Source organism: Pseudomonas costantinii, from assembly GCF_001870435.1.
Classification (GTDB): domain Bacteria; phylum Pseudomonadota; class Gammaproteobacteria; order Pseudomonadales; family Pseudomonadaceae; genus Aquipseudomonas; species Aquipseudomonas costantinii.
The window spans coordinates 299,150-322,693 of record NZ_MDDR01000057.1 but is presented as its reverse complement, the minus strand read 5'-3'; the positions used below and the strand labels follow the sequence as shown (position 1 = coordinate 322,693).

The 23,544-nt window shown below is 60.4% G+C and carries 18 protein-coding genes; 5 read left to right on the top strand and 13 right to left on the bottom strand.

The window, feature by feature from the left end:
• Positions 1-301 precede the first annotated feature (301 nt).
• Positions 302-1,948 (top strand): MFS transporter, encoded by a 1,647-nt coding sequence (locus tag BFL40_RS29155; RefSeq protein ID WP_071487174.1) that lies wholly within the window; start codon positions 302-304, stop codon positions 1,946-1,948.
• On the top strand, positions 1,945-3,090 hold the full coding sequence (locus BFL40_RS29150) for an HlyD family secretion protein (RefSeq protein WP_071487173.1): 1,146 nt from the start codon (positions 1,945-1,947) through the stop codon (positions 3,088-3,090). The genes BFL40_RS29155 and BFL40_RS29150 overlap by 4 nt, the downstream gene beginning before the upstream one ends.
• Positions 3,091-3,149: 59 nt before the next feature.
• Here the strand turns inward: BFL40_RS29150 and BFL40_RS29145 are convergent, their stop codons facing one another.
• The 7 genes from BFL40_RS29145 to BFL40_RS29115 all read right to left on the bottom strand — a co-directional run bounded on the left by BFL40_RS29145 (position 3,150) and on the right by BFL40_RS29115 (position 9,016).
• Positions 3,150-4,007 carry an aldose 1-epimerase gene (locus BFL40_RS29145; protein ID WP_071487242.1) on the bottom strand — a complete coding sequence of 286 codons (858 nt, stop codon included), beginning with the start codon at positions 4,005-4,007 and terminating at the stop codon, positions 3,150-3,152.
• Between the two features lie 13 nt (positions 4,008-4,020).
• Positions 4,021-4,896 (bottom strand): SMP-30/gluconolactonase/LRE family protein, encoded by an 876-nt coding sequence (locus tag BFL40_RS29140; protein WP_071487172.1) that lies wholly within the window; start codon positions 4,894-4,896, stop codon positions 4,021-4,023.
• 30 nt (positions 4,897-4,926) lie between these two features.
• Complete coding sequence (locus tag BFL40_RS29135; protein WP_071487171.1) at positions 4,927-5,751, bottom strand: NAD-dependent epimerase/dehydratase family protein; 825 nt, start codon at positions 5,749-5,751, stop codon at positions 4,927-4,929.
• Between the two features lie 136 nt (positions 5,752-5,887).
• Positions 5,888-7,150 (bottom strand): OprD family porin, encoded by a 1,263-nt coding sequence (locus BFL40_RS29130; protein WP_071487170.1) that lies wholly within the window; start codon positions 7,148-7,150, stop codon positions 5,888-5,890.
• Positions 7,151-7,324: 174 nt separating this feature from the next.
• A complete protein-coding gene (gene copD, locus BFL40_RS29125; protein ID WP_071487169.1) occupies positions 7,325-8,185 on the bottom strand; it encodes a copper homeostasis membrane protein CopD in 861 nt (286 codons plus the stop codon).
• Positions 8,186-8,188: 3 nt separating this feature from the next.
• Positions 8,189-8,554 carry a copper homeostasis periplasmic binding protein CopC gene (copC, locus tag BFL40_RS29120; protein WP_071487168.1) on the bottom strand — a complete coding sequence of 122 codons (366 nt, stop codon included), beginning with the start codon at positions 8,552-8,554 and terminating at the stop codon, positions 8,189-8,191.
• An 18-nt stretch (positions 8,555-8,572) separates the two neighbouring features.
• Positions 8,573-9,016 carry a GNAT family N-acetyltransferase gene (locus BFL40_RS29115; protein ID WP_071487167.1) on the bottom strand — a complete coding sequence of 148 codons (444 nt, stop codon included), beginning with the start codon at positions 9,014-9,016 and terminating at the stop codon, positions 8,573-8,575.
• Between the two features lie 143 nt (positions 9,017-9,159).
• Here BFL40_RS29115 and BFL40_RS29110 point away from each other — a divergent pair, with 143 nt between their 5' ends.
• The gene (locus tag BFL40_RS29110; protein ID WP_041160967.1) at positions 9,160-9,780 is read left to right on the top strand and encodes a TetR/AcrR family transcriptional regulator; all 621 of its coding nucleotides are present in this window, start codon (positions 9,160-9,162) and stop codon (positions 9,778-9,780) included.
• Positions 9,781-9,898: 118 nt separating this feature from the next.
• Here BFL40_RS29110 and preA read toward each other — a convergent pair whose 3' ends face one another.
• The 3 genes from preA to hydA form a co-directional block, all read right to left on the bottom strand.
• The gene (preA, locus tag BFL40_RS29105) at positions 9,899-11,173 is read right to left on the bottom strand and encodes an NAD-dependent dihydropyrimidine dehydrogenase subunit PreA (protein WP_071487166.1); all 1,275 of its coding nucleotides are present in this window, start codon (positions 11,171-11,173) and stop codon (positions 9,899-9,901) included.
• Entirely contained in the window at positions 11,173-12,540 is a 1,368-nt protein-coding gene (locus tag BFL40_RS29100; RefSeq protein ID WP_071487241.1) for an NAD(P)-dependent oxidoreductase, read from the bottom strand. Before BFL40_RS29100 ends, preA begins: the two co-directional genes overlap by 1 nt.
• A gap of 155 nt (positions 12,541-12,695) precedes the next feature.
• Positions 12,696-14,135: a dihydropyrimidinase gene (hydA, locus tag BFL40_RS29095; protein ID WP_071487165.1), complete on the bottom strand. Its 1,440-nt coding sequence runs from the start codon at positions 14,133-14,135 to the stop codon at positions 12,696-12,698.
• 590 nt (positions 14,136-14,725) lie between these two features.
• Between hydA and BFL40_RS29090 the strand changes: the two genes are divergently transcribed.
• Both BFL40_RS29090 and BFL40_RS29085 read left to right on the top strand, forming a co-directional pair.
• Positions 14,726-16,213: an NCS1 family nucleobase:cation symporter-1 gene (locus tag BFL40_RS29090; RefSeq protein WP_071487164.1), complete on the top strand. Its 1,488-nt coding sequence runs from the start codon at positions 14,726-14,728 to the stop codon at positions 16,211-16,213.
• 41 nt (positions 16,214-16,254) lie between these two features.
• The gene (locus BFL40_RS29085; protein ID WP_071487163.1) at positions 16,255-17,538 is read left to right on the top strand and encodes a Zn-dependent hydrolase; all 1,284 of its coding nucleotides are present in this window, start codon (positions 16,255-16,257) and stop codon (positions 17,536-17,538) included.
• A gap of 129 nt (positions 17,539-17,667) precedes the next feature.
• On the opposite strand, the gene BFL40_RS29080 is transcribed toward BFL40_RS29085, so the two are convergent.
• From BFL40_RS29080 to BFL40_RS29070, 3 genes are read right to left on the bottom strand one after another with little or no spacing between them, the layout of a single operon-like run.
• A complete protein-coding gene (locus BFL40_RS29080) occupies positions 17,668-19,086 on the bottom strand; it encodes an efflux transporter outer membrane subunit (protein ID WP_071487162.1) in 1,419 nt (472 codons plus the stop codon).
• Positions 19,070-20,236, bottom strand: coding sequence for an efflux RND transporter periplasmic adaptor subunit (locus BFL40_RS29075; RefSeq protein WP_071487161.1), 1,167 nt, complete (start codon positions 20,234-20,236; stop codon positions 19,070-19,072). Before BFL40_RS29075 ends, BFL40_RS29080 begins: the two co-directional genes overlap by 17 nt.
• On the bottom strand, positions 20,226-23,447 hold the full coding sequence (locus tag BFL40_RS29070; RefSeq protein WP_071487160.1) for an efflux RND transporter permease subunit: 3,222 nt from the start codon (positions 23,445-23,447) through the stop codon (positions 20,226-20,228). Before BFL40_RS29070 ends, BFL40_RS29075 begins: the two co-directional genes overlap by 11 nt.
• Positions 23,448-23,544 lie beyond the last annotated feature (97 nt).

Below are 23,544 nucleotides of genomic sequence, written 5' to 3'. Positions count from 1 at the left end.
TTCAAGGTCTTTAGGTAGAACAGGCATAAGTACCCTGTGGCGACCCGACAAGCCCGCTCGCCACAGGGGCAGTGTTCACCCTTAACTGGTTGGTATCAGCCAGATATGGCCAGTTTTTCAAAGACCTTGAAAGGACTGGCTGTAAGAGCGGAACCAACCCCCGCCATACCCACAAAAACGGATATGCACTCCAACCCTCAATTCCCCCCCACAAACATGGCAAGATGAACTCCGCTCAGGTTTACTACTCCTTGAGTAAGTGCATCACCGACCTTGCACGTCGGATCACCAAGGTCATCGAATGGACAAATACACCCCCCACATCTGGGAGCCCCACGAGCGGCCGAGCCTGCCCGGCTCGCCATCGACCCCATTGCACGCCACGCACAAGCGTTGGCTGTTTGCGCTGGTGGGCGTGCTGGTGGCAATCACCGGCGGCCTGGGTAACGCGTTGGTGATCGCCAACCTGCAATACCTGCAAGGCGCACTCGGCGCGACCACGGCGGAAATGGCCTGGCTGCCCGCCGCCTATGTCATGACCAACGTATGCATGAACCTGCTGCTGGTGAAGTTCCGCCAGCAGTTCGGCCTGCGTGCGTTTACCGAGGTGTTCCTGGTGCTGTATGCGCTGGTGACCTTCGGCCACTTGTTCGTCAACGACCTCAGCTCAGCCATCGCGGTAAGGGCCGCCCACGGTATGGTTGGTGCGGCGCTGAGTTCCCTGGGTTTGTACTACATGATCCAGGCGTTCCCGGCCAAGTGGCGCCTCAAAGCCCTGGTGCTGGGGCTGGGCACCGCGCAGTTGGCGTTGCCCCTGGCGCGGCTGTTCTCTGAAGACTTGCTGCAAATCGCCGAATGGCGCGGCCTGTATCTGTTTGAATTGGGCTTGGCGCTGATCTGTCTGGGCTGCGTGTTCCTGCTCAAGCTGCCACCTGGCGATCGCTTCAAGACCTTTGAAAAACTCGACTTCCTCACCTTCGCCATCCTCGCCACCGGGGTCGCGTTGCTGTGTGCGGTGCTGTCCCTGGGCCGTATCGACTGGTGGCTTGAGGCGCCGTGGATCGGCGTGGCGGCGGCGTGTTCCCTAGTGCTGATCATGACCGGTTTGGCCATCGAGCATAACCGCGCCAACCCAATGCTGATGACCCGCTGGCTCGGCAGCGGCGTGATGATTCGCCTGGCGCTGGCGGTGATCCTGATTCGCATGGTGCTGTCCGAGCAGTCCACCGGCGCGGTGGGTTTCATGCAGATGTTGAACATGAGCTACCAGCAGATGCACACGCTGTACGTGGTGATGTTGGCCGGGGCGATTGCCGGGTTGGTGGTCAGTGCGTTGACGATCAACCCGGCGCATTTGCTGATGCCGCTGATCATTTCCCTGGCGCTGATGGCCGTGGGGTCGGTGATGGACAGCTTTTCCAGCAACCTGACCCGCCCGGAGAACCTGTACATCAGCCAGTTCCTGCTTGGCTTTGGCGGCACCTTCTTTCTAGGGCCGACCATGGTGCTGGGCACGAAAAACGTGCTGACCAACCCGCGCAACCTGGTGAGCTTTTCGGTGATGTTCGGGATTTGCCAGAACCTCGGCGGCCTGATTGGTGCAGCGTTGCTTGGCACCTTTCAGATCGTGCGCGAGAAGTTTCACTCCAGCATGATCGTCGAGCACCTGACCTTGCTTGACCCGCGTGTGGCCGCGCGGGTGCAGAGCGGCGGTTCGGCCTACGGCGGTATCATTGCCGACCCGGAACTACGCAACCTGATGGGCATTCGCAGCCTGGCCACGGCGGCGACCCGTGAGGCGAACGTAATGGCCTACAACGATGTGTTCATGCTGATCGCGATCATCGCGATACTGACCATGCTCTGGATCTTTACTCGCAGCCTGTGGCTGATGAGCACGACTAAAGCGGCAACCCCTCCCGTTCAACCCAGCGGCGCGACTTCATGACCGAACCTTCAACGACTACCACCACCGCCATCGCTGCCACGCCCGAAGGCAGCACCCCTCCGGGGGCCGTGCCCACCGAGCTGCGGCCGCTGCGGGTGCGCATCGTCTCCTCGCTGGGCTTTGCCGCGATTGCCATCGTCGGCGTGCTGATCGTGCTGTATGCCTGGCAATTGCCGCCGTTCAGCAGCGCGGTGGAAACCACCGAAAACGCCTTGGTGCGGGGGCAGGTGACGATCATTGGCCCGCAGCTCAGCGGCTATGTGTTTGAGGTGCCGGTGCAGGACTTCCAGTACGTCAAGACGGGCGACCTGCTGGTGCGCCTGGATGATCGCATCTACAAACAGCACCTCGACCAGGCGCTGGCGCAACTGGCGGTGCAGAAAGCCGCGTTGGCGAATGTGGTGCAGCAGCGCAACAGCGCTGAAGCCACGATCAAGTTACGTCAGGCCGCGCTGGCGGACAGCGAGGCCCAGGCGCGCAAGGGCACCGCGGACCTGCGGCGTAATGAAGAGTTGATCAGCGACGGTTCGGTGTCCAAGCGCGAGCTGGATGTAACCCGCGCCGCGAATGCACAGACCATCGCCGCTGTCGCCCAGGCCCAAGCGAGCCTGGAAATCGCGCGGCAGGATCTGCAAACGGTGATCGTCAACCGTGGTTCATTGGAAGCCGCCGTGGCCAGTGCCGATGCGGCGGTGGAACTGGCGCGCATCGACCTGTCCAACACCCGTATCACTGCGCCGCGCGACGGCCAGTTGGGGCAGATTGGCGTGCGCTTGGGGGCTTACGTCAACTCCGGCGCGCAGTTGATGGCCCTGGTGCCGCCCCAGTTGTGGGTAATTGCCAATATGAAAGAAACCCAGATGGACAACGTGCAGGTCGGCCAGCCGGTGACCTTCACCGTCGATGCGCTGAACCACCGCAAGTTTCACGGCACGGTGCAGCATATTTCCCCGGCGACCGGTTCTGAGTTCAGCTTGTTGCAGGCGGACAATGCCACCGGCAACTTCGTGAAGATTGCCCAGCGCGTGCCGGTAAGAATTACGGTGGATCCTGATCAGGCCGAGAGCGAGCGGTTACGGCCGGGGTTGTCGGTGGTGGTCAGTATCGACACGGCGGGGCGTTTGAAAAACAGTCCGCCCTGACACACTGCCGATCAAAAATGTGGGAGCTGGTTTGCCTGCTCCCACAGGGTTTTGGGGTGTTACAGAGGTTTGTATTTCAAGTTGAAGGTCAGTTCGGTCGACTGGCCTTGCTCCAACAGCGTTAAGCCCGGCCGACCTGGCAGATGATGAGCATTCACCGGATGACTCACCGGCTCGATGCAAAAGAACTCCAACCCCGGCGGGCAGAACAGCAGGAAGTATTCGCTCCCGGTAGCCTGGCATTCCAACGCATACCCCAACTCGGGCTGCTCAATCACGCAGCGCCCATCCCACTGGCAGAACCCGTTGTCCACCAGCCCCTGCGGCAAGGTCTTGAGTTGCTGGAAGTCCCATTCGGCGGGTACCGGAGCCAATCCCGTGGGCAGTTTTGACGCATCACTCATCCACACCTGCGAAGCCTTGGCCTGCAAACGTGTACCCGGTCTACGTGGCAAATACGGGTGCAATCCCAAACCGTGCCACGCCGCTTTCTCGGCCAGATGGGTCACGCGCAGTGCGATATTCAGCTCCCCGTTGCTCAACCGAAAGTGCTGCTCGGCACGATAGGCAAACGGTGTATCGCACGTCACTGCCAGTACCACTTCATCCGTTGTTTGGCTGACTACCTGCCACGCCTGTTGCCAGGCCGAACCGTGAATCGGCAACGGATCCAGCGAGCTGTTGGGCTTCAGGGCCATCCAACCGTCGGGGTTGTCAAAACCGCCTTCGGCAATCCGGTTGGACCAAGGCGCCAATGGATAGCACCCCAGCTTGCCCGGCAGGCCAGTGTTCAACGCCTGTTGGTCGCTATGCCGCAACAGGGGCTGGCCCGTGGTGCGCACACACCAGTTGACGATGCTGCCCCCCACGGCGGGGGCGAGGGTGAGGTGGGTCAGGTTGTCTTTGAGTTCGATCATCATCGCAATCCCATTAGAGGGCGAAGGTCGGTTCGGGTAAGCCCTGGACGCCGGGGTTAAGGGCGAACACGCCACCGGACAGCGACTGGGCGCTGTGGTCGTCGCGGATCGAGGTGACGAACAAGGTGTCCAGCCGACTGCCGCCAAAGGCACACATGGTGGGTTTTTTCACCGGTACGGCCAGGGACCGGTCCAGGCGACCGTCGGGGGTGAAGCGGTGAATCAGCCCGGCGTCGTTGGCGCAGATCCAGTAGCAGCCGTCGGCGTCTACTGCGGCACCGTCGGGGCGGCCGGGGTACTCGTGCATATCCACAAACAGGCGGCGGTTGGACGGCGTACCGGTGTCGGTGTCGTAGTCGAAGGCCCAGATCTGCTGCACCAACGGGTGTGAATCCGAGGCATACATCGTGCGGCCATCTGGGCTGAAGGCCAAGCCATTGAGGGTGATAAAACCATCTAGCTGAGCATGGGGCGCCACGCCTGCCGTGTAGCGATAGAGGATGCCCTCGGCCGCATTTGCGCCCATGTTCAGCACCATGCTACCCGCCCAGAAACGCCCCTGGCGGTCACAGCGGCCATCGTTCAGGCGCATGTCCGGTCGCGGATGTTCAACACTGGCCAGTGGCGTGGTGTCGAGGCTGCCGTCGTTGTGCGGGGTGAGTTGGAAAAAGCCGGTTTCCATCCCAGCGACCCAATTTCCCGCCGTGGTGCGGGCAATACAGGCGAGCATCTGCGGGGCTTTCCAGGCAGCGAGATGCCCAGTGGCGGCGCTCCAACGCTGCAGTCCACCGTTGGGGATATCCACCCAGTACAGGGCGTTTTCTTCGGGCACCCACACTGGACATTCACCCACGGCATTGCGGGCGTCGACAATCAATTCAGCGGTCATGGCCACTCATTCCCTTGGGTTGATGTGCGCTCAGTCACCGAACGGTCCCGCCGCGCAGAATGCTCCGCCCTGATAGACCTTGGCCGGGTCATTAGCAGCGAGCGGTGGCTGGGTTTCGACCTGGGCGCGGAACACTTCGGAATTGTCCTTCGGTGCAAAACCCAGGTGCGCGGCGTAGCGGTTGTCCCACCAGGTATCGAGGTTGTCGGACATGCCGTAGACCACGGTGTGGCCGACGTTGGGTGTGTACAGCGCGCGCTCCAACAGTTGAGTGAGGTCATCAAAGCTCAGCCAGGTGTGCATCATCCGGCGATTCTGCGGTTCCGGGAACGATGAGCCGATGCGGATGCTCACGGTCTCGATGCCGTAGCGATCGAAGTAGAAACTGGCCATGTCTTCGCCGTAGGACTTGGACAGGCCGTAGTAGCTGTCCGGGCGGCGCGGTGAGTGGGCGTCAATGGTTTCGTCCTGTTTGTAGAAACCGATCACGTGATTGGAACTGGCGAAGATCACCCGCTTCACACCATGGCGGCGCGCGGCTTCGTAGATATGGAAAATGCCGCAGATATTCGCGCCGAGCACTTCTTCGAAAGAGCGCTCCACTGACACGCCGCCGAAGTGCAGGATGGCGTCCACGCCTTCCACCAGATGGTGCACCGCTTGTTTGTCGGAGAGGTCGCAGGCCTGTACTTCTTCGGACTCATCGGCCGCCGGAGCCATGTTGGCAATGTCCGACAGGCGCAACACCTGGGCGTAAGGGCGCAGGCGTTCGCGCAAGACTTTGCCCAGGCCGCCGGCGGCACCGGTGAGCAACAGGCGGTTGAATGGAACAGGCGTGGTGGTGGTCGTGGTCATGAGGGTTCCATTGTTGTTGTAGGTTGTCGTATGACTTGGTGGAAGTATCGTTATGGACTCCCTGGGTTGTCAACGTTCTTGCAGGCGACAACATTCAAATGTGGGAGCTGGCAAGTCAGCTCCCACATTCGGCGAGTTACAACAGTGAGATCGGATAGCTGATAAAGATCCGGTTCTCATCAAACTCATTGTTGCTGAAGTCCCGGCGCATGGTCGAATTCCGCCACCGTACATTCAGGTCCTTCAGCGCACCACTCTGCACTGTGTAGGCCAGTTCCGATTCGCGGCCCCACTCCTTGCCGTTAGTGATTGCCCCGGTGTGCACGTTATCGCCGCTGATGTAGCGGTTCATCATGGTCAGTCCTGGAATGCCAAGCACCACGAAGTTGAAATCATGGCGCACCTGCCAGGATTTTTCCTTGGCGTTGTCGTAGCTCGCGTTGTAGCTGTCGTTGGCCAGGGTGCCGCCGCTGGTGCCGTTGACCCTCATCCACAGGCTGTCGCCGGTGAGTTTTTGCAAGCCGACATAGAAGGTATTGCCGTTGTATTTGGCCGAGAGCAAGGCGTAAGCGGTCTTGTTGTCGAGGTCGCCGGCCAGGGCTTTTCCGTCTTCCTTGCCGTTGAAGAAACCGAGGTTGGCGCCCAGCGTCCAGTCGCCCACAGGCTGGCTGTGGGTCAGGTTGAAAAACTGTTGCTGGTAGATATCGGCCAATTCGGCGTACCACACGCCGACCTGGGTGCGCTTGTCGTTGAAGCTGTATTCGCCGCCACCGAAGTTGAAACGGTTGGAGGTGAACGCGGCTTTGCCGTTCATGAACATGTCTCCCATGCTCGAGTCGTTGCGCGGGCTGTTGGCGCGAAACTGCCCGCCGTAGAGGGTCAAACCGGCGATTTCATTGGACGTGACCTGGCCACCACGAAAGGTCTGGGGCAGGGAGCGGCCATCGTCGGAGCGCAGGATCGGCAACACCGGCATCCATTCGCCGACTTTCAGTTCGGTCTTCGACAGCTTGGTTTTCAACGCCACGCCCAGGCGTCCGAAGTTATCGGCAGGGCGGCCGTCGCTGTCGAGCGGCAGTAACTGGGTGCCGCCGGTGCCTTTGCCGCCATCAAGCTTTTGCGAATATAGGCCCAGCACGTCAAGCCCGAAACCCACGGTGCCCTGGGTGAAGCCGGATTTGGCGTCGAGAATGAAGTTTTGCGTCCACTCTTCGGCCTTGGCTTGGGGGTACGTGGGGTTGGTGAAGTTGCGGTTGAAGTAGGCATTGCGCAGGTTGAGCGTGGCCTTGGCGTCGTCGATAAAGCCGTCGGCATGGGCGCTGAGGGGGAGTGTGAACGCCAGGCTGCCGAGGCCGATAAGGCCGATACGCGAGGAGGAATTACGGGCGAATTGACTCACAGTGAAGCTCCATTTTTTGTTGTTTTTATTATTTGTCGTACGTCGTCGTACAACATCGGAGTGAATATTTGCGAGGTTTTCGAGGCTTGTCAATCAGAAGTTATACGATGACCTGATCGCTATCGATCAACGGTGGGCGCGGTCGATATGGGAGCTGGCTTGTCTGCTCCCACACTAGTTACCAGCCATGACCATTGGAGGGAGCGTGCCGAGGAGGGAAACAACCGCTACAGCTGAAACACCTAATAACCATTCGGCCATCACGCTGGCCTTTAAGCTACTCAGTCGCTCTTCGCAGCGCTCTATACGCAGCCGGTTCAGCAGCGCCAAGGCCAACATGCCCAGCACCAACATCACCTTGATCAGCAGAATCAAGGCGAACCCGTTGAACAAAGGCGTGGGCCACAACTGCCCGGTCAGCACACGCACGTTGATCAAACCCGTCACCAGCAAACCGGCAACCAGGCCGTAACCTACGCCACTGAAGCGCCTGAGGATCGGCTCCAGCGCATAACGTTCAGGGTTCTTGAGGATCAACACCAGCAACAACAACCCACCGAGCCATGCACCCACGCAGACCAGATGCACCACTTGATTGAGGATCAGCAATTGTCCGCTAAGCCCATTGAGCATGGCGCCATGGCCCACGGGTGCCAGCGTCGCGAGCAACAGGGCGGTCAATGGCAGGCGCAAGGCCGGCCAGGGTTTGATCAGCACAATCACCAGCAGCAGGTTCAGCAACAGATGCCAGACCCACACTTGGCCAAAGAAGGTTTTGCCCAGTACCAACTGCACGGTGGCCGGTTGCAGCGCCGCGTCCCAACTGCCCGCCATGCTGGCGGTGATCAACAACAACCAGGCCACGCCGGAGGCAAGCCCCAGCCAGGCCAGGCCACGGGTGATGCGCAGTAATTGCCGGTCCAGCGCCGGCTGCGGTTCAGCGCCGAGTAACCAGGGCCTGAACACACAGGCCCCGAACATTAACAATACGACGATGAAATGCAGGAAGCGGCACAGGACCAGCAGCGTCGCCATGGGTTATTGGCCAACCTTGAAGCTGTACTCACCGTTGCTCTTGTGGGTGTCGACCGAGACCGCGTTCCACACCACCTTGTAGTTACCGGCCGCCAGCGGGGCAGCAGGCGTCACCACCAGGACTTTCTTGTCGGCGTCCGGGGTTTCCAGGCCCTTGATCGCGACTTCGGTGCCGTCTTTGCTCAGGGAGACTTTGGTGAAGGTGGCTTCGACGCCTTCGCTGAAGGTCAGGCGCAGGTCCGCAGGGGCCGCAACGGTACTGTCTGCTGCGGGCGTTGCGCTTTTCAGGTGGGCATGGGCAAACGCCGCCGAGGCGCCCAGCAGGGATGCGAGCAGGGTGACGGTGGTCAGGGTTTTCTTGATCAACATTGTTCAATACCTTCAGGTTTAAGGAGTCGGTAAAGCCATGTGCAGCAAGGGAAAGGGTTTGCCTTCGCCATCCAGCGGCGAGCGCGCGACCTGGATAAAACCATAGTGCAGGTAGAAACCCACGGCCTGGGGGTTTTGTTCGTTCACGTCGACGGTCAAGGTGTCGTGGCGTGCGCGGGCATGGTCCAGCAGTTGACGGCCGATGCCCTGGCCACGGCGCTCGGGGTCGATGAACAGCATTTCCACATTGTGCCCGCCGGTACCGATAAAACCGGCGATGCCGTCGTTGTCTTCAAACACCCATACATCCAACGCGGGCATGGGCAGGTAAGTATCGCGGACCAGGGGCAGCAAACGCTGGATGTCATCCTCGGGGAGGAAGGCATGGGTGGCCCGCACCGAGCGTTCCCACAGCGCTCCCAGCACTGGGTCGTCGGTGGCCACGCGAGGTCGAATAGTCATTGCGATGATCCTTCATAGGGACCGCGATCCTAACCAATCCGTTTTCTCTGGGAAAGGTTCGCGTAAGAAGTTTCATTATGGCCTGTCGCCGCGACTTAGAGCCGATGGTAGTCTCTAACCCAAGTTGTTGTCAGGGAGCCCTTATGGGCAATCACAAGATCGGAATTCGTCGGGTCAACGTCGAAAAAATCCTGCTGGCGGCGGAGAAAGTTTTCGCCGAGAAGGGCTATGGCAGCACCGCCATGGCTGACATCGCCGAAGAAGTGCAACTGCCACGCTCCAACCTGCATTACTACTTCACCACCAAGAGCGAGCTGTACAGCGCGGTGCTGTTTGACCTGCTGGAAGTCTGGAAGCAGGATGCCCTGAGCTTCGAAACCTTCGATGATCCCCGGGTGGTACTCAGCAGCTATATCCGCGCCAAGATGCAGCGCTCGCGTACGCGGCCGTATGGCTCCAAGGTCTGGGCCAATGAAATTATCCACGGCGCGCCGACACTCGGTGAGGCGCTGGATGAAAGCCTGTACGACTGGGCCAAGATGAAGGAGGCGAAGATTCGCCAGTGGGTGGAAGACAAACGCATCCTGCCGGTGGAGCCGTCGAGCCTGCTTTATATGATCTGGGCTTCGACTCAGCACTATGCCGACTTTGATCATCAGGTGAAGATTTTGAATGATCATCAGCCGTTGTCGGATATGCAGTTTGAGAAGGCGATTCAGACGGTGACGGGGGTTATTTTGCGGGGGATTGGGTTGGAGCCTTGAGCCTTGAGGCTTGTGGTGAGGCTGAGGGCCTCATCGCAGGCAAGCCAGCTCCCACATTTTGATGTGTGAATACAATCAAATGTGGGAGCTGGCTTGCCTGCGATAGCGGTCTACAAAACTACACAGCCTCTCGATAAGGATTACGCGGATCCTGCGTCCAATTCAAAAACGGCTTGCCCGTGTCCACCGGCACCATCTCTATACAGTCGGCAACCGGACAAGTGATCTGGCACAAATTGCACCCCACGCACTCATCATCGATCACCTCGTATTTATGCGTCCCGTCCGCCAATTTCAAACTGGCAATCGCTTGGTGCGATGTATCCTCACACGCAATGTGGCAACGCCCACATCCAATACACGCCTCTTGATCAATCTTGGCGATCACCTGGTAGTTGATGTCCAGGTACTTCCAATCCGTGGTATTGCCCACCGCCCGCCCGGAAAACGCCTGCAAGCTTGTGTAGCCCTGACTGTCCATCCACCGCGACAGTCCATCCTTCATCTCTTCCACAATTCGAAAACCATGCAGCATGGCCGCCGTGCACACCTGCACCGCGCCGCAGCCCAGGGCGACAAATTCCGCCGCATCGCGCCAGTTGCCGATGCCGCCAATCCCACAGATCGGCAGGCCTTGGGTCTGCGGGTCGCGGGCGATTTCCGCGACCATGTTCAAGGCAATCGGCTTCACCGCCGAACCGCAATAACCGCCGTGAGTACTTTGGGTGCCGACCATCGGCAGGGCGACCATGCGTTCCAGGTCCACGCTGGTGATGGAGTTGATGGTGTTAATCAGCGACACGGCGTCCGCGCCGCCGCGATACGCAGCGCGCGCCGCCACACGGATGTCGGTGATATTCGGTGTGAGCTTGACGATCACCGGCAGTGAGCAATACGTCTTGCACCAACGCGTCACCTGTTCCACATATTCCGGCACCTGGCCGACTGCCGCGCCCATGCCGCGCTCGGGCATGCCGTGGGGGCAGCCGAAGTTTAATTCGATGCCGTCGCAACCGGTGGCTTCCACCAGCGGCAGGATATTTTTCCACGACTCTTCAACGCACGGCACCATCAGCGACACGATCAGCGCACGGTCCGGCCAATCTTTTTTCACCTGGGTGATTTCCCGCAGGTTGATTTCCAAAGAGCGGTCGGTGATCAGTTCGATATTGTTGATGCCCAGCACTTCACGATTGGCGCCGTAGTGGGCCGAATAGCGTGACGACACGTTAACTGCCGCCGGGTCTTCACCCAGGGTTTTCCACACCACGCCGCCCCAGCCTGCTTCGAAGGCGCGGACCACGTTATAGGCTTTGTCGGTGGGGGGGGCGGAGGCCAGCCAGAAAGGGTTGGGGGCTTTGATACCGGCGAATACAATCGAGAGATCGGCCATTACGCAGCCTCCACATTCAGCATGAGTTGGGTGTGCATGGCTTGCGCGGCCAGTTTGCCGTGCTGCACTGCTTGTACGGTGAGATCCTGGCCGAGACTGACGCAATCGCCCCCCGCGTAGACCCCAGGAATGCTGGTGCGCAGTTGCTCGTCGACGAAAATTCGCTCGCCCACGCGCTGCAGTTGCTGGGCCAGTGGGTCGTGCAGCGCCTCGTTGTCAAAACTTTGTCCGATGGCCTTGAAGATCGCATCGGCGGCCAGTTCAAAGGTCTCGCCGGTGGGGTGAAGGCGACCGTTCTCCATGTGCGTGCGCAGGAAGCGCATGCCGCGGACTTGGCCCTTGTCGTCCAGCAAGACCTCTTCCGGTTGGGCCCACGTCAACAGGCGCACCTGGTTGGCCTTGGCAATGTCTTGCTCATGTTGGGTGGCGCCCATGTCAGCCAGGCCACGGCGGTAGACCAGGTTCACATCGCGGGCACCGAGCCGGGCCATTTGCACGGCCATGTCGATGGCGGTGTTGCCGGCGCCGAGCACGATACAGCGATCGGCCAGGGGCAGTTGGGTCAGGTCATCGGCCTGGCGCAGTTCGCGGATGTAGTCGGTGGCGGCGAGCAGGCCGGGGGCGTCTTCATGAGGTAAACCGAGCTGTTTACTGGCGGCGAGACCCAGGCCGAGGAACACCGAATCGAATTGCTGGTGCAGTTCGCTCAGGGTCAGGTTGTCGCCCAGGCGTTGGCCGTGGCGAATCTCGATACCCCCGATTTGCAGCAGGAAATCCAGCTCCTTCTGGGCAAAGTCATCCACCAGCTTGTACTTGGCGATACCGTATTCATTCAGGCCGCCAGCCTTTTCCCGTGCCTCGAAAATCACCACGTCATGGCCATGCAATGCACTGCGATGGGCACAGGCCAAACCGGCTGGCCCGGCGCCGACCACGGCGATGCGTTTGCCGGTGGGGGCCGCGCGGTGGAAGGGGTGTTCGCTGAAGTGTGCGTTGTCTATGGCATAGCGTTGCAACAGGCCGATCAACACCGGGGCGCATTCTTCGGCGTTGTTGCGCACGCAGGCTTGCTGGCACAGGATCTCTGTGGGGCAGACCCGGGCGCAGCTGCCACCGAGGATATTCGCCGAGAGAATCTTCTGCGCTGCGCCTTGTACGTTTTCGGTGTGGATATTGCGGATGAACGACGGAATATCGATCTCGCTGGGGCACGCATTCACGCAAGGCGCGTCGTAGCAATACAGGCAGCGCGAAGCTTCCAGTTGAGCTTGGCGGGCGTTGAGCGGCGGCGCCAGGTCGGTGAAATGGCTGGCGAGTGTCGGCCCATCTTCGTGGGGATGGGGGAGGTGGGTCAGGGTCTGGATCACGGTATTGGCCTCACGGTTATTGAGGTGCTGCCTCTGATGGGCGATCGTTCCCATGCTCTGCCTGGGAATGCCTCACTGGGCGCTCTTGGGACGCCGAGCGTCCCTGGCTGCATTCCCACGCAGAGCGTGGGAACGATCAAATGTGGGAGCGGGCCTTAGCGTTTCACAGCAGTGGGCCTGGAAAGCTCAGCCCGCTTACTCAACTGCTCAAACACCGCCGGATACGCCGGCCGCTCCACATACCGCCCGGCACCGCGCTCGGCACGCAGGTCGCCATCGGCCCAGACCAGCTTGCCCTGGCTGATGGTGTGGCTCGGCACGCCGCGCACGGTCTTGCCTTCGAAGATGTTGAAGTCGACTTTCTGATGGTGGGTCTTGGCGGAAATGGTCCGCGTACCCTCGGGATCCCACAGCACCAGATCGGCATCCGCACCCACGCGAATCGCACCTTTGCGTGGGTAGAGGTTGAAGATCTTCGCGGTGTTGGTAGAGGTCAGCGCAACAAAGTCCTGCATCGACAGACGCCCGGTGTTGACGCCTTCATCCCACAACAGCGCCATGCGGTCTTCGATACCGGCGGTGCCGTTGGGGATCTTGCTGAAGTCGTCACGCCCGGCGGCTTTTTGCTCGGCGCAGAAGCAGCAGTGGTCGGTGGCGGTGGTGTGCAGGTTGCCCGATTGCAGGCCGTGCCACAGCGCCTCTTGATGCCCGCGCGGGCGGAACGGTGGGCTCATCACGTAGCCGGCGGCGGTCTGCCAGTCGGGGTGCTGATAGACACTGTCGTCCAGCAGCAGGTGGCCAGCGAGTACTTCGCCGTACACCGGCTGGCCCTTGGCACGGGCGTAAGTGATTTCGTCGAGGGCTTCCTGGGTGGACACGTGCACCAGGTACAGCGGCGTGCCGATGGTCTCGGCGATACGAATTGCGCGGCTGGCCGCTTCGCCCTCCACTTGGGACGGCCGCGACAGCGGATGCGCTTCCGGCCCGGTGATGCCCTGGGCCATCAGCTTGCGCTGCAGGTGATACACCAGCTCGCCATTCTCCGCATGCACCGTGGGGACCGCGCCCAGCTCCAGGCAGCGCTCAAAGCTGGCGACCAGGGTGTCATCGGCCGCCATGATCGCGTTCTTGTAGGCCATGAAGTGCTTGAAGCTGTTGATGCCGTGCTGGCTGACCAGCTCGGCCATTTCCTCGCGCACCTGCTCGCTCCACCAAGTGATCGCCACGTGAAAACCGTAGTCGGAGGCGGACTTTTGCGCCCAGCCGCGCCATTGATGAAACGCTTCCATCAAGGATTGCTGCGGGTTGGGAATCACAAAGTCGATGATCGAGGTAGTGCCCCCCGCCAGACCCGCCGCGGTGCCACTGAAAAAGTCTTCACTGGCCACGGTGCCCATGAAGGGCAGTTGCATGTGGGTATGGGGGTCGATGCCGCCGGGCATCAAGTATTGGCCGCTGCCATCGAGTATTTCAGTGCCGGCGGGAACATCCAGATTCGTGCCAATAGCGCGAATTAGACCGCCTGCGCATAAAACATCGGCGCGGTAACTTTCATCATGGGTAATAACGGTGGCGCCACGGATCAACAGCGACATGTCGAGTTCCTCACAGGCTTGACCGGCTTGTGCCAGTTCTAAGTGTTGTAGTACTGCTTGCCGATAGCTGGTTAAAACCTGTCATCGGTGACAGGAATAGAAGCTAGCTCGAGTTTTTATAATGAGCAAGAAGATTTTTTATAAGCTTATATAGTATTTAATTGTTTGATTTATAAGGATAAAAAATAAAAATCACCAAAATGTGGCGACCTCTCACCATTTTGACGCACTTGACAGGTTCTTAAATTGAGCAACATTTCTTATTGCAAATCAGACGCTTGAGACGTGCCTCTTGACGGGGGCAGGAAATAAAAATAATTGTGTTGCACCAGATTGAGTCCTGAGGTTTCGGACAACTTCCGCGCTATTTAGCCTGAGTAACGTGGCAAGTGCCGAAGGCCAATCGGAAAGCTGATAAACATCAGCAAGTTAGTTAAGCGGTGTGGGTTGAAGGGCAGTGGTCGGCACGGTTATTGAGTGCAGTGGCGGCTGGCCGGGCCCGTGATGTCATGTTGTTTACGAGGTACTCCGGCCATCCAGCGTCTAGCGTTGGATGAGCAACAATAATTCGAAAAAACCGTGGAGCGGCCATGCAACAGAACAGATCGCAAGTTATTGAGCGCAACGGCCTGTACGAACTTGAGGCCGGCCCCGACGTCCTCGACAGCCCTCGCTACAACCACGACATGGCACCCACCAAGGTGCGCGAACGAACGTGGAACAAATGGCACATCACCGCACTGTGGATCGGCATGTCGATCTGTGTGCCGACCTACACCCTGGGCGGCGTGCTCACGGCGTATTTCGGGCTGTCGGTGGGCGAGGCGCTGATGGCGATCCTGCTGGCCAACATTGTGGTGTTGATCCCGCTGACCCTTAACGCCTTCCCCGGTACCAAGTACGGCATTCCGTTTCCGGTGCTGCTGCGCTCCTCGTTCGGCATCCTCGGTTCCAACGTGCCATGTTTGATTCGGGCGCTGGTGGCGTGTGGCTGGTTTGGTATCCAGACGATGTTTGGCGGGCTGGCGATTCACTTGTTCCTCGGCTCGATTTTCGAGGGGTGGAAGTCCCTCGGCGGCACCGGCGAAGTGATCGGGTTCATGATTTTCTGGACGCTGAATTTGTGGGTGGTGTTGCGTGGCGCCGAGTCGATCAAACGGTTGGAAACCTTGTCGGCTCCGCTGCTGGTAGCGGTGGGGATTGGCTTGCTGGTGTGGGCGATGCCCAATGTGTCGCTCAGTGAGTTGATGGCGATCCCGCCGAAACGGCCTGAAGGCGCAAGCCTCACCGGTTACTTCATGGCGGGCCTGACCGCAATGGTCGGTTTCTGGGCGACCTTGTCGCTGAATATTCCCGATTTCAGCCGCTACGCCAAAAGCCAGAAGGACCAGATCCTCGGGCAGATTTTCGGCCTGCCGCTGACCATGTTCCTGTTCGCGGCCCTCGGCGTGATCATGACCGCCGCATCGGTGAAACTGGTGGGTGTCAGCGTGTCCGATCCGGTGACCTTGATCGGCCATATCCAAAGCCCGGTGTGGGTGGCCATCGCCATGGCGTTGATCATCATCGCCACCTTGTCCACCAACACCGCTGCGAACATTGTCTCGCCAACCAACGACTTCCAAAACATCGCGCCCAAGCTGATCAACCGCACGACCGCGGTGATTCTCACTGGCCTGGTCGGGTTGGCGTTGATGGGCCATGAGCTGCTGAAAAAACTTGGGCTGATCGTCTCGGATGTGAGCCTGGAGACCGTCTATTCCAACTGGTTGCTGGGCTACTCAAGCCTGCTGGGACCCATTGCCGGGATCATGGTGGTGGACTACTTCATCACCCGTAAACAGCAATTGGACCTGGCCGGTTTGTACCGCGATGACGTGTACCCGGCATGGAACTGGAGCGGCTTTATCGCCTTCGGCGTGCCGGTGGTGCTGACGCTGTTGTCGTTGGGTAGCGACGCGTTCAGCTGGTTTTACAGCTATGGCTGGTTTACCGGTTCGGCGTTGGGCGGCTTGTTGTATTACGGCCTGAACGCCAAGCGCGGGGCCAGCCCCATCGCCATTAAGTCTTCGTTGTGAACACGGCCAAATGATAAGAAATCTAGCCTGAGGAGATCCCCATGAACGCTGCCCTGGACGTTCTGCAATCCACCCATCAGCACATTAACCGAGACCGCTTGTGGCAGTCCCTGATGGACCTGGCCAAACTCGGCGCCACCCCCAAAGGCGGCGTGTGCCGCCTGGCCCTCACCGACCTCGACCGCAAGGCCCGCGACCTGTTTGTGAAGTGGTGTGAGGAGGCCGGTTGCACCGTGACCATCGACGGCATCGGCAACATCTTCGCCCGCCGCCCTGGGCGTAACCCCAACCTGCCGCCGGTGATGACCGGCAGCCATATCGACACCCAACCCACGGGCGGCAAGTTTGACGGCTGCTTCGGCGTGCTCGCCGGTGTGGAAGTGCTGCGCACCCTCAATGACCTCAAGCTGGAAACCGAGGCGCCGTTGGAAGTGGTGGTGTGGACCAACGAAGAAGGCTCGCGCTTTCCTCCGTGCATGATGGGCTCGGGGGTGTTTGCGCAGAAATTTACCCTGGCGGATACCTTGGCCAAGGTGGATGTGGACGGTATCTCTGTGGGCGATGCGCTGAATGCCATTGGTTACGCAGGGACGCGCGCGGAGAGTGGGCATAAGGTTGGCGCCTACTTCGAAGCGCATATTGAACAAGGCCCGATTCTGGAGGACGAGAAGAAAACCATCGGCGTGGTGTTGGGTGCCCTTGGGCAAAAATGGTTCGACCTGAAATTGCGCGGTGTTGAGGCGCATGCGGGGCCAACGCCGATGCATCTGCGTAAAGATGCCTTGGTGGGTGCTGCGGCGGTGGTTGCAGCGGTGAATGCGGCGGCGTTAGGGCATCAGCCGCATGCGTGTGGCACCGTCGGTTGCCTTCAGGCCTATCCCGGATCACGCAATGTCATCCCGGGCGAAGTGCGCATGACCCTGGATTTCCGTCATCTGGAGCCGGCGCGGCTGGATTCGATGATCGCCCAGGTGCGTAAAGTCATCGACGACACCTGTGCCAAGCATGGATTGAGTTTTGAAATGGAGCCCACGGCTGACTTCCCGCCGCTGTATTTCGACAAAGGCTGTGTGGACGCCGTGCGCGATGCGGCGAATGGGCTGGGTTTGTCGAACATGGACATCGTCAGCGGGGCAGGGCATGACGCGATTTTCGTTGCCGAGTTGGGCCCGGCGGGGATGATCTTTGTGCCGTGTGAAGGAGGGATCAGCCATAACGAAATCGAAAACGCCGCGCCGGATGATCTGGCGGCAGGATGTGCGGTTCTGTTACGCGCAATGGTTGCGGCTTCGGCTGCGATTGCCAGCGGCAAACTCGCCGCGTGAAATGCCGGCAGATGATCGTTCCCACGCTCTGCGTGGGAATGTCGCCCTGGACGCTCCGCGTCCGCTCTTGAAGTCGTGACGCAGAGCGTCACAGGATGCGTTCCCACGCGGAGCGTGGGAACGATCAGGTCAGGCGCCGGGTTGCCAGCCGCCGCCAAGCGCGGTGACCAACCCTACACTCGCCTGCAACTGCCGCGTCTGCACCGCTTGCAACGTCCTCTGCGCTTGCAACGCCGCCGTCTGCGCGGTCACCACATCCAGATAACTCACGGCTCCCGCTTGATAGCTGTTCATCGCCAGCGATTGCGTGTGCTGCGCCGCATCTGCCGCCGCCTGCTCATCCTGCGCTTCCTGTTGTAAGTCCCGCAGTTGCGCCAGGTTGTCTTCCACCTCGCGCACAGCTTTCAACACATGGCTGCGGTACTGCGCAGAGGCCTCTTCGAACTCGGCTTTGGCTTGGCGTTCATTAGCACTCAAACGCCCACCGTCAAAAATCGGCACATTCATCAACGGCCCCAACGCCCAATAGCGATTGCCCGCCGAAAGCAAATTGCCAACGCCTTGGGTTTGCCCGCCAATCAACCCGGTCAAACTGAAGTCCGGGTACCACGCTGCCTTGGCCACACCGATATTCGCATTGGCCGCAAACACTCGACGTTCCGCCGCCGCAATGTCGGGGCGACGTTGCAGCAGGTGGCTCGGCAGTTGCGAGGGTATGCCCGGTAAGGCGATCAGTTGCTGACTAGGCGCCAGCGTGAAATCGCTGGCGGCCACCCCCACCAATTCACCAATGGCATGCTCGGTGAGATTGCGCTGGCCGCGCACTTCATCCAGTTGTGCCTTGGCCTCGGCCAACTGATTTTGCGCCCGTGTAAGGTCCAGCTCTGAAGCAATCTGGCCCTCATAGCGGCTGCGCGTCAGTTGCAGCGCCTGGCTGAAGTCATCCAGCGAGCTATTCAAGATTCGACTCTGCGCGTCCAGCCCATTGAGTTGCACAAACAGCGTCGCCAACTGATGCTGCAGACTCAGCCGCGCTACCGCCAAGTCATCACTCGAGGCTTGCGCCTGAGCGTCACCCGCTGCCACTTGGTTGCGGATTTTGCCCCACAGGTCCAGGTCGTAGCTCAACGAAAAACCAGCCGTATTGCTGTTGTACACCGCAGGCTGGGTAGCCCCACGCAATGGTCGCGAGTCCGATTGCCGCTGACGCAATGGCTGTGCGCTGGCGGTGATCTGCGGGAACAGCCCGGCATGCAATTGGCTGGCGTAAGCCTGGGACGCATCGAAGTGCGCCAGCGCCGCTGCCAGGTCCGGGTTGGCCTTGAGTAACTGCTGTTGCAGGTCATTCAGGCGCGAGTCGTTGTAAAGCTTCCACCAGCGGGGTGCCAGTTGGTCGGAAGGTTGCGCGCTGTGCCAGGGCCCATCGCTGGTCTGTTCGCGATAACCCGCCGGTAGGTCGACCGTCGGCACCTTGTAGGTCGGCGCCATCGAGCAACCTTGCAGCGCCAGCAGCATCAACGCCGCGAGGGGTTTAAGCCTTGGGCGCATGCGCACCTCCGGCGTCGGCCAGTTGTACCGGGTCACCTTCGCGCAGGGCGTCGGGTGGGTTGTCGACGATGCGGTCGGCAGGTTTCAGGCCTTGGTCGATCACCAGGCGTTCGCCGAGGTCGAGGCCGATATGGATGTTTTGCAAGTGCACGTGGTTCTGCGCATCCAGCACCGCGACCTGAGTACCTTGGGCGCGGAAAATCAGCGCGCTCGCAGGAATGCTGACGCCGTGGGTGTCGGCTGGGATCGGCAGGGTGGCTTCGGCGTAATCCCCAGGCAGCAACTCTCCGTTGGGGTTGTCGGCGACGAACTGGGCGAGCAGGGTGCCGGAGCGGCGGTCGATGGCGGTGGAGTCACCGATCAGGCGTGCCTTGAAATGCTCGCCGGGGTGCTCGGGCACCGTCAGTTCAGCTTCGAGGCCAGGGTGGATGACCGCCGCATAGTTCTGCGGCACCGGCACATACAGGCGCAACTGGTGCGTGTCGGCGATGTTGAACAGCTCGGGGTCGCTGTCGGTATCGGCCTTGATTAACTGGCCGATATCGGTGTTGCGCGCGGTGATGGTGCCGGCGAACGGCGCGCGGATGGTCTTGTAGTTTTCCAGAGCAGACAGGCGCGCGTAGTCGGCTGCGGCAGCCTGCGCGTTAGCTTTGGCAGCGGCGGCGTTGGAGGTTTTTTCATCGGCCTCCTGGCGCGACACCGAATGGCTGGCCAGCAGGTTTTGCCAGCGTGTAGCGGTGGTCTCCGCCAGGCGCGCATTGGCCTGTTCCTGCACGAGGCGGGCGTGGGTTTGCGCCAGTTGTTGGTCGAGGTCCGGGCTGTCGATTTCCGCCAGTATTTGCCCGGCTTTGACCTGGCTGCCGATGTCGACTTTCCAGTCCTTCAAGTAGCCGCTGACTCGGGCGTGGATCGGCGCCTTGCTCCAGGCTTCCAGGTGCGCGGGCAACCGCAGGGTGTCACCCGCCACGTTCTGTTTCGGTTGGAACACCATCACTTGTGGGATAGCGGCAGTTTCCGTCCAGGCGGTGACCGATTGTTCGTGCATCGTGCGGGCGTGCAGGCCGTTGGCGACCAACAGGGCGGCCAGTGTCAGGCCGCCGACACCCATGAGCATCAGACGCTTGCGCGAGGGTTTGTGATCAGACGACATGTGGGGTTTCTCCAGCAGCAACGCGAGTAGGGTGACGACCGTGGACCAGGCTGAAGACCACGGGAACAAACAACAAAGTGGCGACGGTGGCGAAGATCAAACCGCCGATGACCGCGCGGCCAAGCGGGGCGTTTTGCTCCTCGGAAATCGCCAGGGGCAGCATGCCGATAATCATCGCCAGGGCGGTCATGCACACTGGACGGAAACGCGTGTAACCGGCCTCCATGGCAGCCTTCAACGCGTCGCCATGCTCGGCCAGGCGTTCACGGCAGAAGCTCACCACCAGGATCGAGTTGGCGGTGGCCACGCCCATACACAGGATGGCGCCGGTCAATGCGGGCACCGACAATGAGGTGCCACTGAGGAACAGCATCCACACGATTCCCGCGAGTGCCGCCGGCAAGGCGGTGATGATCACAAACGGGTCGGCCCAGGACTGGAAGTTGACCACGATCAGCAGATAGATCAGTACCACGGCGCCGAGCAAGCCGAAGCTCAAACCGCTGAACGCTTCATGCAGTGCGTCGATCTGCCCATGCAGGCTGATCACCGCACCTTTGGGGCGCATGGAGGCGGTGTCATCCAGCACTTTTTGCACGTCACGCGCCACGCCGCCGAGGTCGCGACCTTGCACGTTGGCGTACAAGTCCAGGGTTGGTTCGATGTTGTAGTGAGTCACCACCGCCGGGCTTTGCACCCTTGCAATGGTTGCTACCCCGCCGAGGATTTGCGACTGGCCGTCGGCACCGGTTACCGGCAATGCTTCCAGAGAGGGCAGGCTGTCGAGGCGGTATTGCGGGGTGGCAGCCACGATCGAATACGACACACCGTTGGCCGGGTTGAGCCAGAAGGTCGGCGCGACCTGGGAGCTGCCGGCGAGGGAGGCGACCATGCTGTTGGTCACATCGCGCTCGGTAATGCCCAGGCCGTTGGCGCGCATGCGGTCAACATTGACCTGTAGCGACGGGTAACCGGTGGACTGCTGGATACGCAGGTCGGCGATGCCTGGTACGTGTTGCAGACGACGTTCCAGTTCCACGGCGTAGGCGCGGTTTTCTGCGTCACTGCGCCCGGAGATTTTCACGTCCAGCGGGGCCGGGGCGCCGAAGTTGAGGATCTGACTGCTGATGTCGGCGGGCAGGAACGCAAAGTGGCTACCGGGGAAACTTTCCGGCAGGGCTTCACGCAGTTTTTTCACGTAGTCGGCGGTGGGCGCGTGGTCCTTTTTCAAGGTGACCTGGATGTCGCCATCCTGCGGACCGATGGTGCCGCTGCTGCTGTAGGCCATGTCGATGCCGCTCAGCGGAATGCCGATGTTGTCGACGATGGTGTCGAGTTCTTCGGCCGGAATGATTTCGCGAATCCGCGCTTCAATGCGGTCGAAGGCGGCGGCGCTTTCTTCAATTCGCGTGCCCAGTGGCAGGCGTACGTGAAGGGCGAGGGCACCGGCATCGGTCGCCGGAAAGAAGTCCTGGCCCAGGCTTGGCAACAGCAGGAATGACGCCAGCACGCAGGCCAGGAACCCGACGATAAAGCGCTTGCGGTTACCCAGCGCCAGCGTCAGCAGGCCATGGTAGGTGTCGCGGACATTCGAGAAGTGACGCTCGAAACCCTGCTGGAAGTTCAGCACCGACTGCAGCACGGCATTGCGCTGCTTCTTGTGCTGTTCACCCTCGTGATGGTTGATGAATTCATCTTCCGGATGGTGTCCCGCACCTTGCTCCGGCACATGCGGTTTGAGCAGGAACATCGCCAGGGTTGGCACTAAAGTCCGCGAGAGGATGAACGAGCTGGCCATGGCAAAGATCACCGCCAGGGCCATTGGCCGGAACAGGTAGCCGGCGATACCTTGCAGCAAAAACATCGGCACAAACACGATGCAGATGCACAGCAACGAGACGAATGCCGGACCGACGATCTGCGCGGCGCCGTCGAGGATTGCGGTCTTCACCGCCTTGCCTTGCTCCAGGTGCCAGTTGATGTTTTCGATGGTCACCGTGGCATCGTCCACCAAAATCCCCACCGCCAACGCCAGCCCGCCGAGGGTCATCACGTTGAGGGTTTGCCCGGTGGCCGCCAACAATGCAATGGCCGACAGCACCGCGAGGGGAATCGAGGCCGCGATGATCAGCGTCGAACGCCAACTGCCGAGGAACAGCAAGATCATCGCGCTGGTCAGCAGTGCGGCGATGATGCCTTCCTGGGCCACGCTGCCCACCGATTGTTTAACGAACACCGAGGCGTCACCCAGCAGCGAAGTCTTCAGTGAAGGCGGCAGGGTTTCGTTGATGCGCGGCAGCATCTGGCGAATGCCGTCGATGATCGACAGGGTAGAGATGCTGCCGTTTTTCAATGCGGGCATCAGTACTGCGCGATGGCCGTCGACGCGCACGATGTTGGTCTGCGGCGGCGAACCGTCACGCACGTGGGCCACTTGGCCGATGGTGATCAGCGCGCCGTCGACGGTTTTGATCGGCAGGTCATTCAGCTCATCGATTGCCTTGGGGCTATTGTTGAGCAGGATTGTGTATTCGTTGGGGCCGAGCTTGGCGGTGCCCACCGGAATGATCTGGTTCTGCAAGGCCAGTGCATTGCCCACATCCTGCGCCGACAAACCTTTGGCGGCCAGCGCCTGCGGGTCGAGGTCGAGGGTGATCTGTCGCTGTTTGCCGCCCATTGGCGTAGGCATGGCCAGGCCGGGCAGGGCGCTCAACGGCAGGCGGATATTGTTCTGCACCAGGTCGCGAATCTTGGCTTCCGAGAGGCTGGGGCTGGAGAACGCCATCTGCAGGATCGGCACCGTGGAGGCGCTGTAGTTGAGGATCAGCGGCGGCGTGATGCCCGGTGGCATCTGCTTGAGCACGGTTTGTGACACGGCGGTCACTTGGGCGTTGGCGGTGCGGATATCCACGCCAGGTTGGAAGAATATTTTGACGATACCCATGCCGGGCAGCGATTGCGATTCGATATGTTCGATGTCGTTAACGGTGGTGCTCAAAGAGCGTTCGTAGGTGTAGATCACCCGACCGGCCATGGCGTCCGGCGACAGGCCGTTGTACTGCCATACGACAGCGACGACGGGGATGCCAATATCGGGGAAAACGTCCGTAGGGGTTCGCAGGGCCGCCATCGGCCCAATGATGCAGATGAATATAGCCAACACGATAAACGTGTACGGCTTTTGCAGTGCGGTCTTTACCAGCCCGAGCATGCGTGAACCTCCGAGGGAGCAAAATTGCAAACCCCGGCAGTCTTGCCCGACCCACCTAACACGCACCTTTCAGCCAGGTGAAGGAACATTTAGTTAA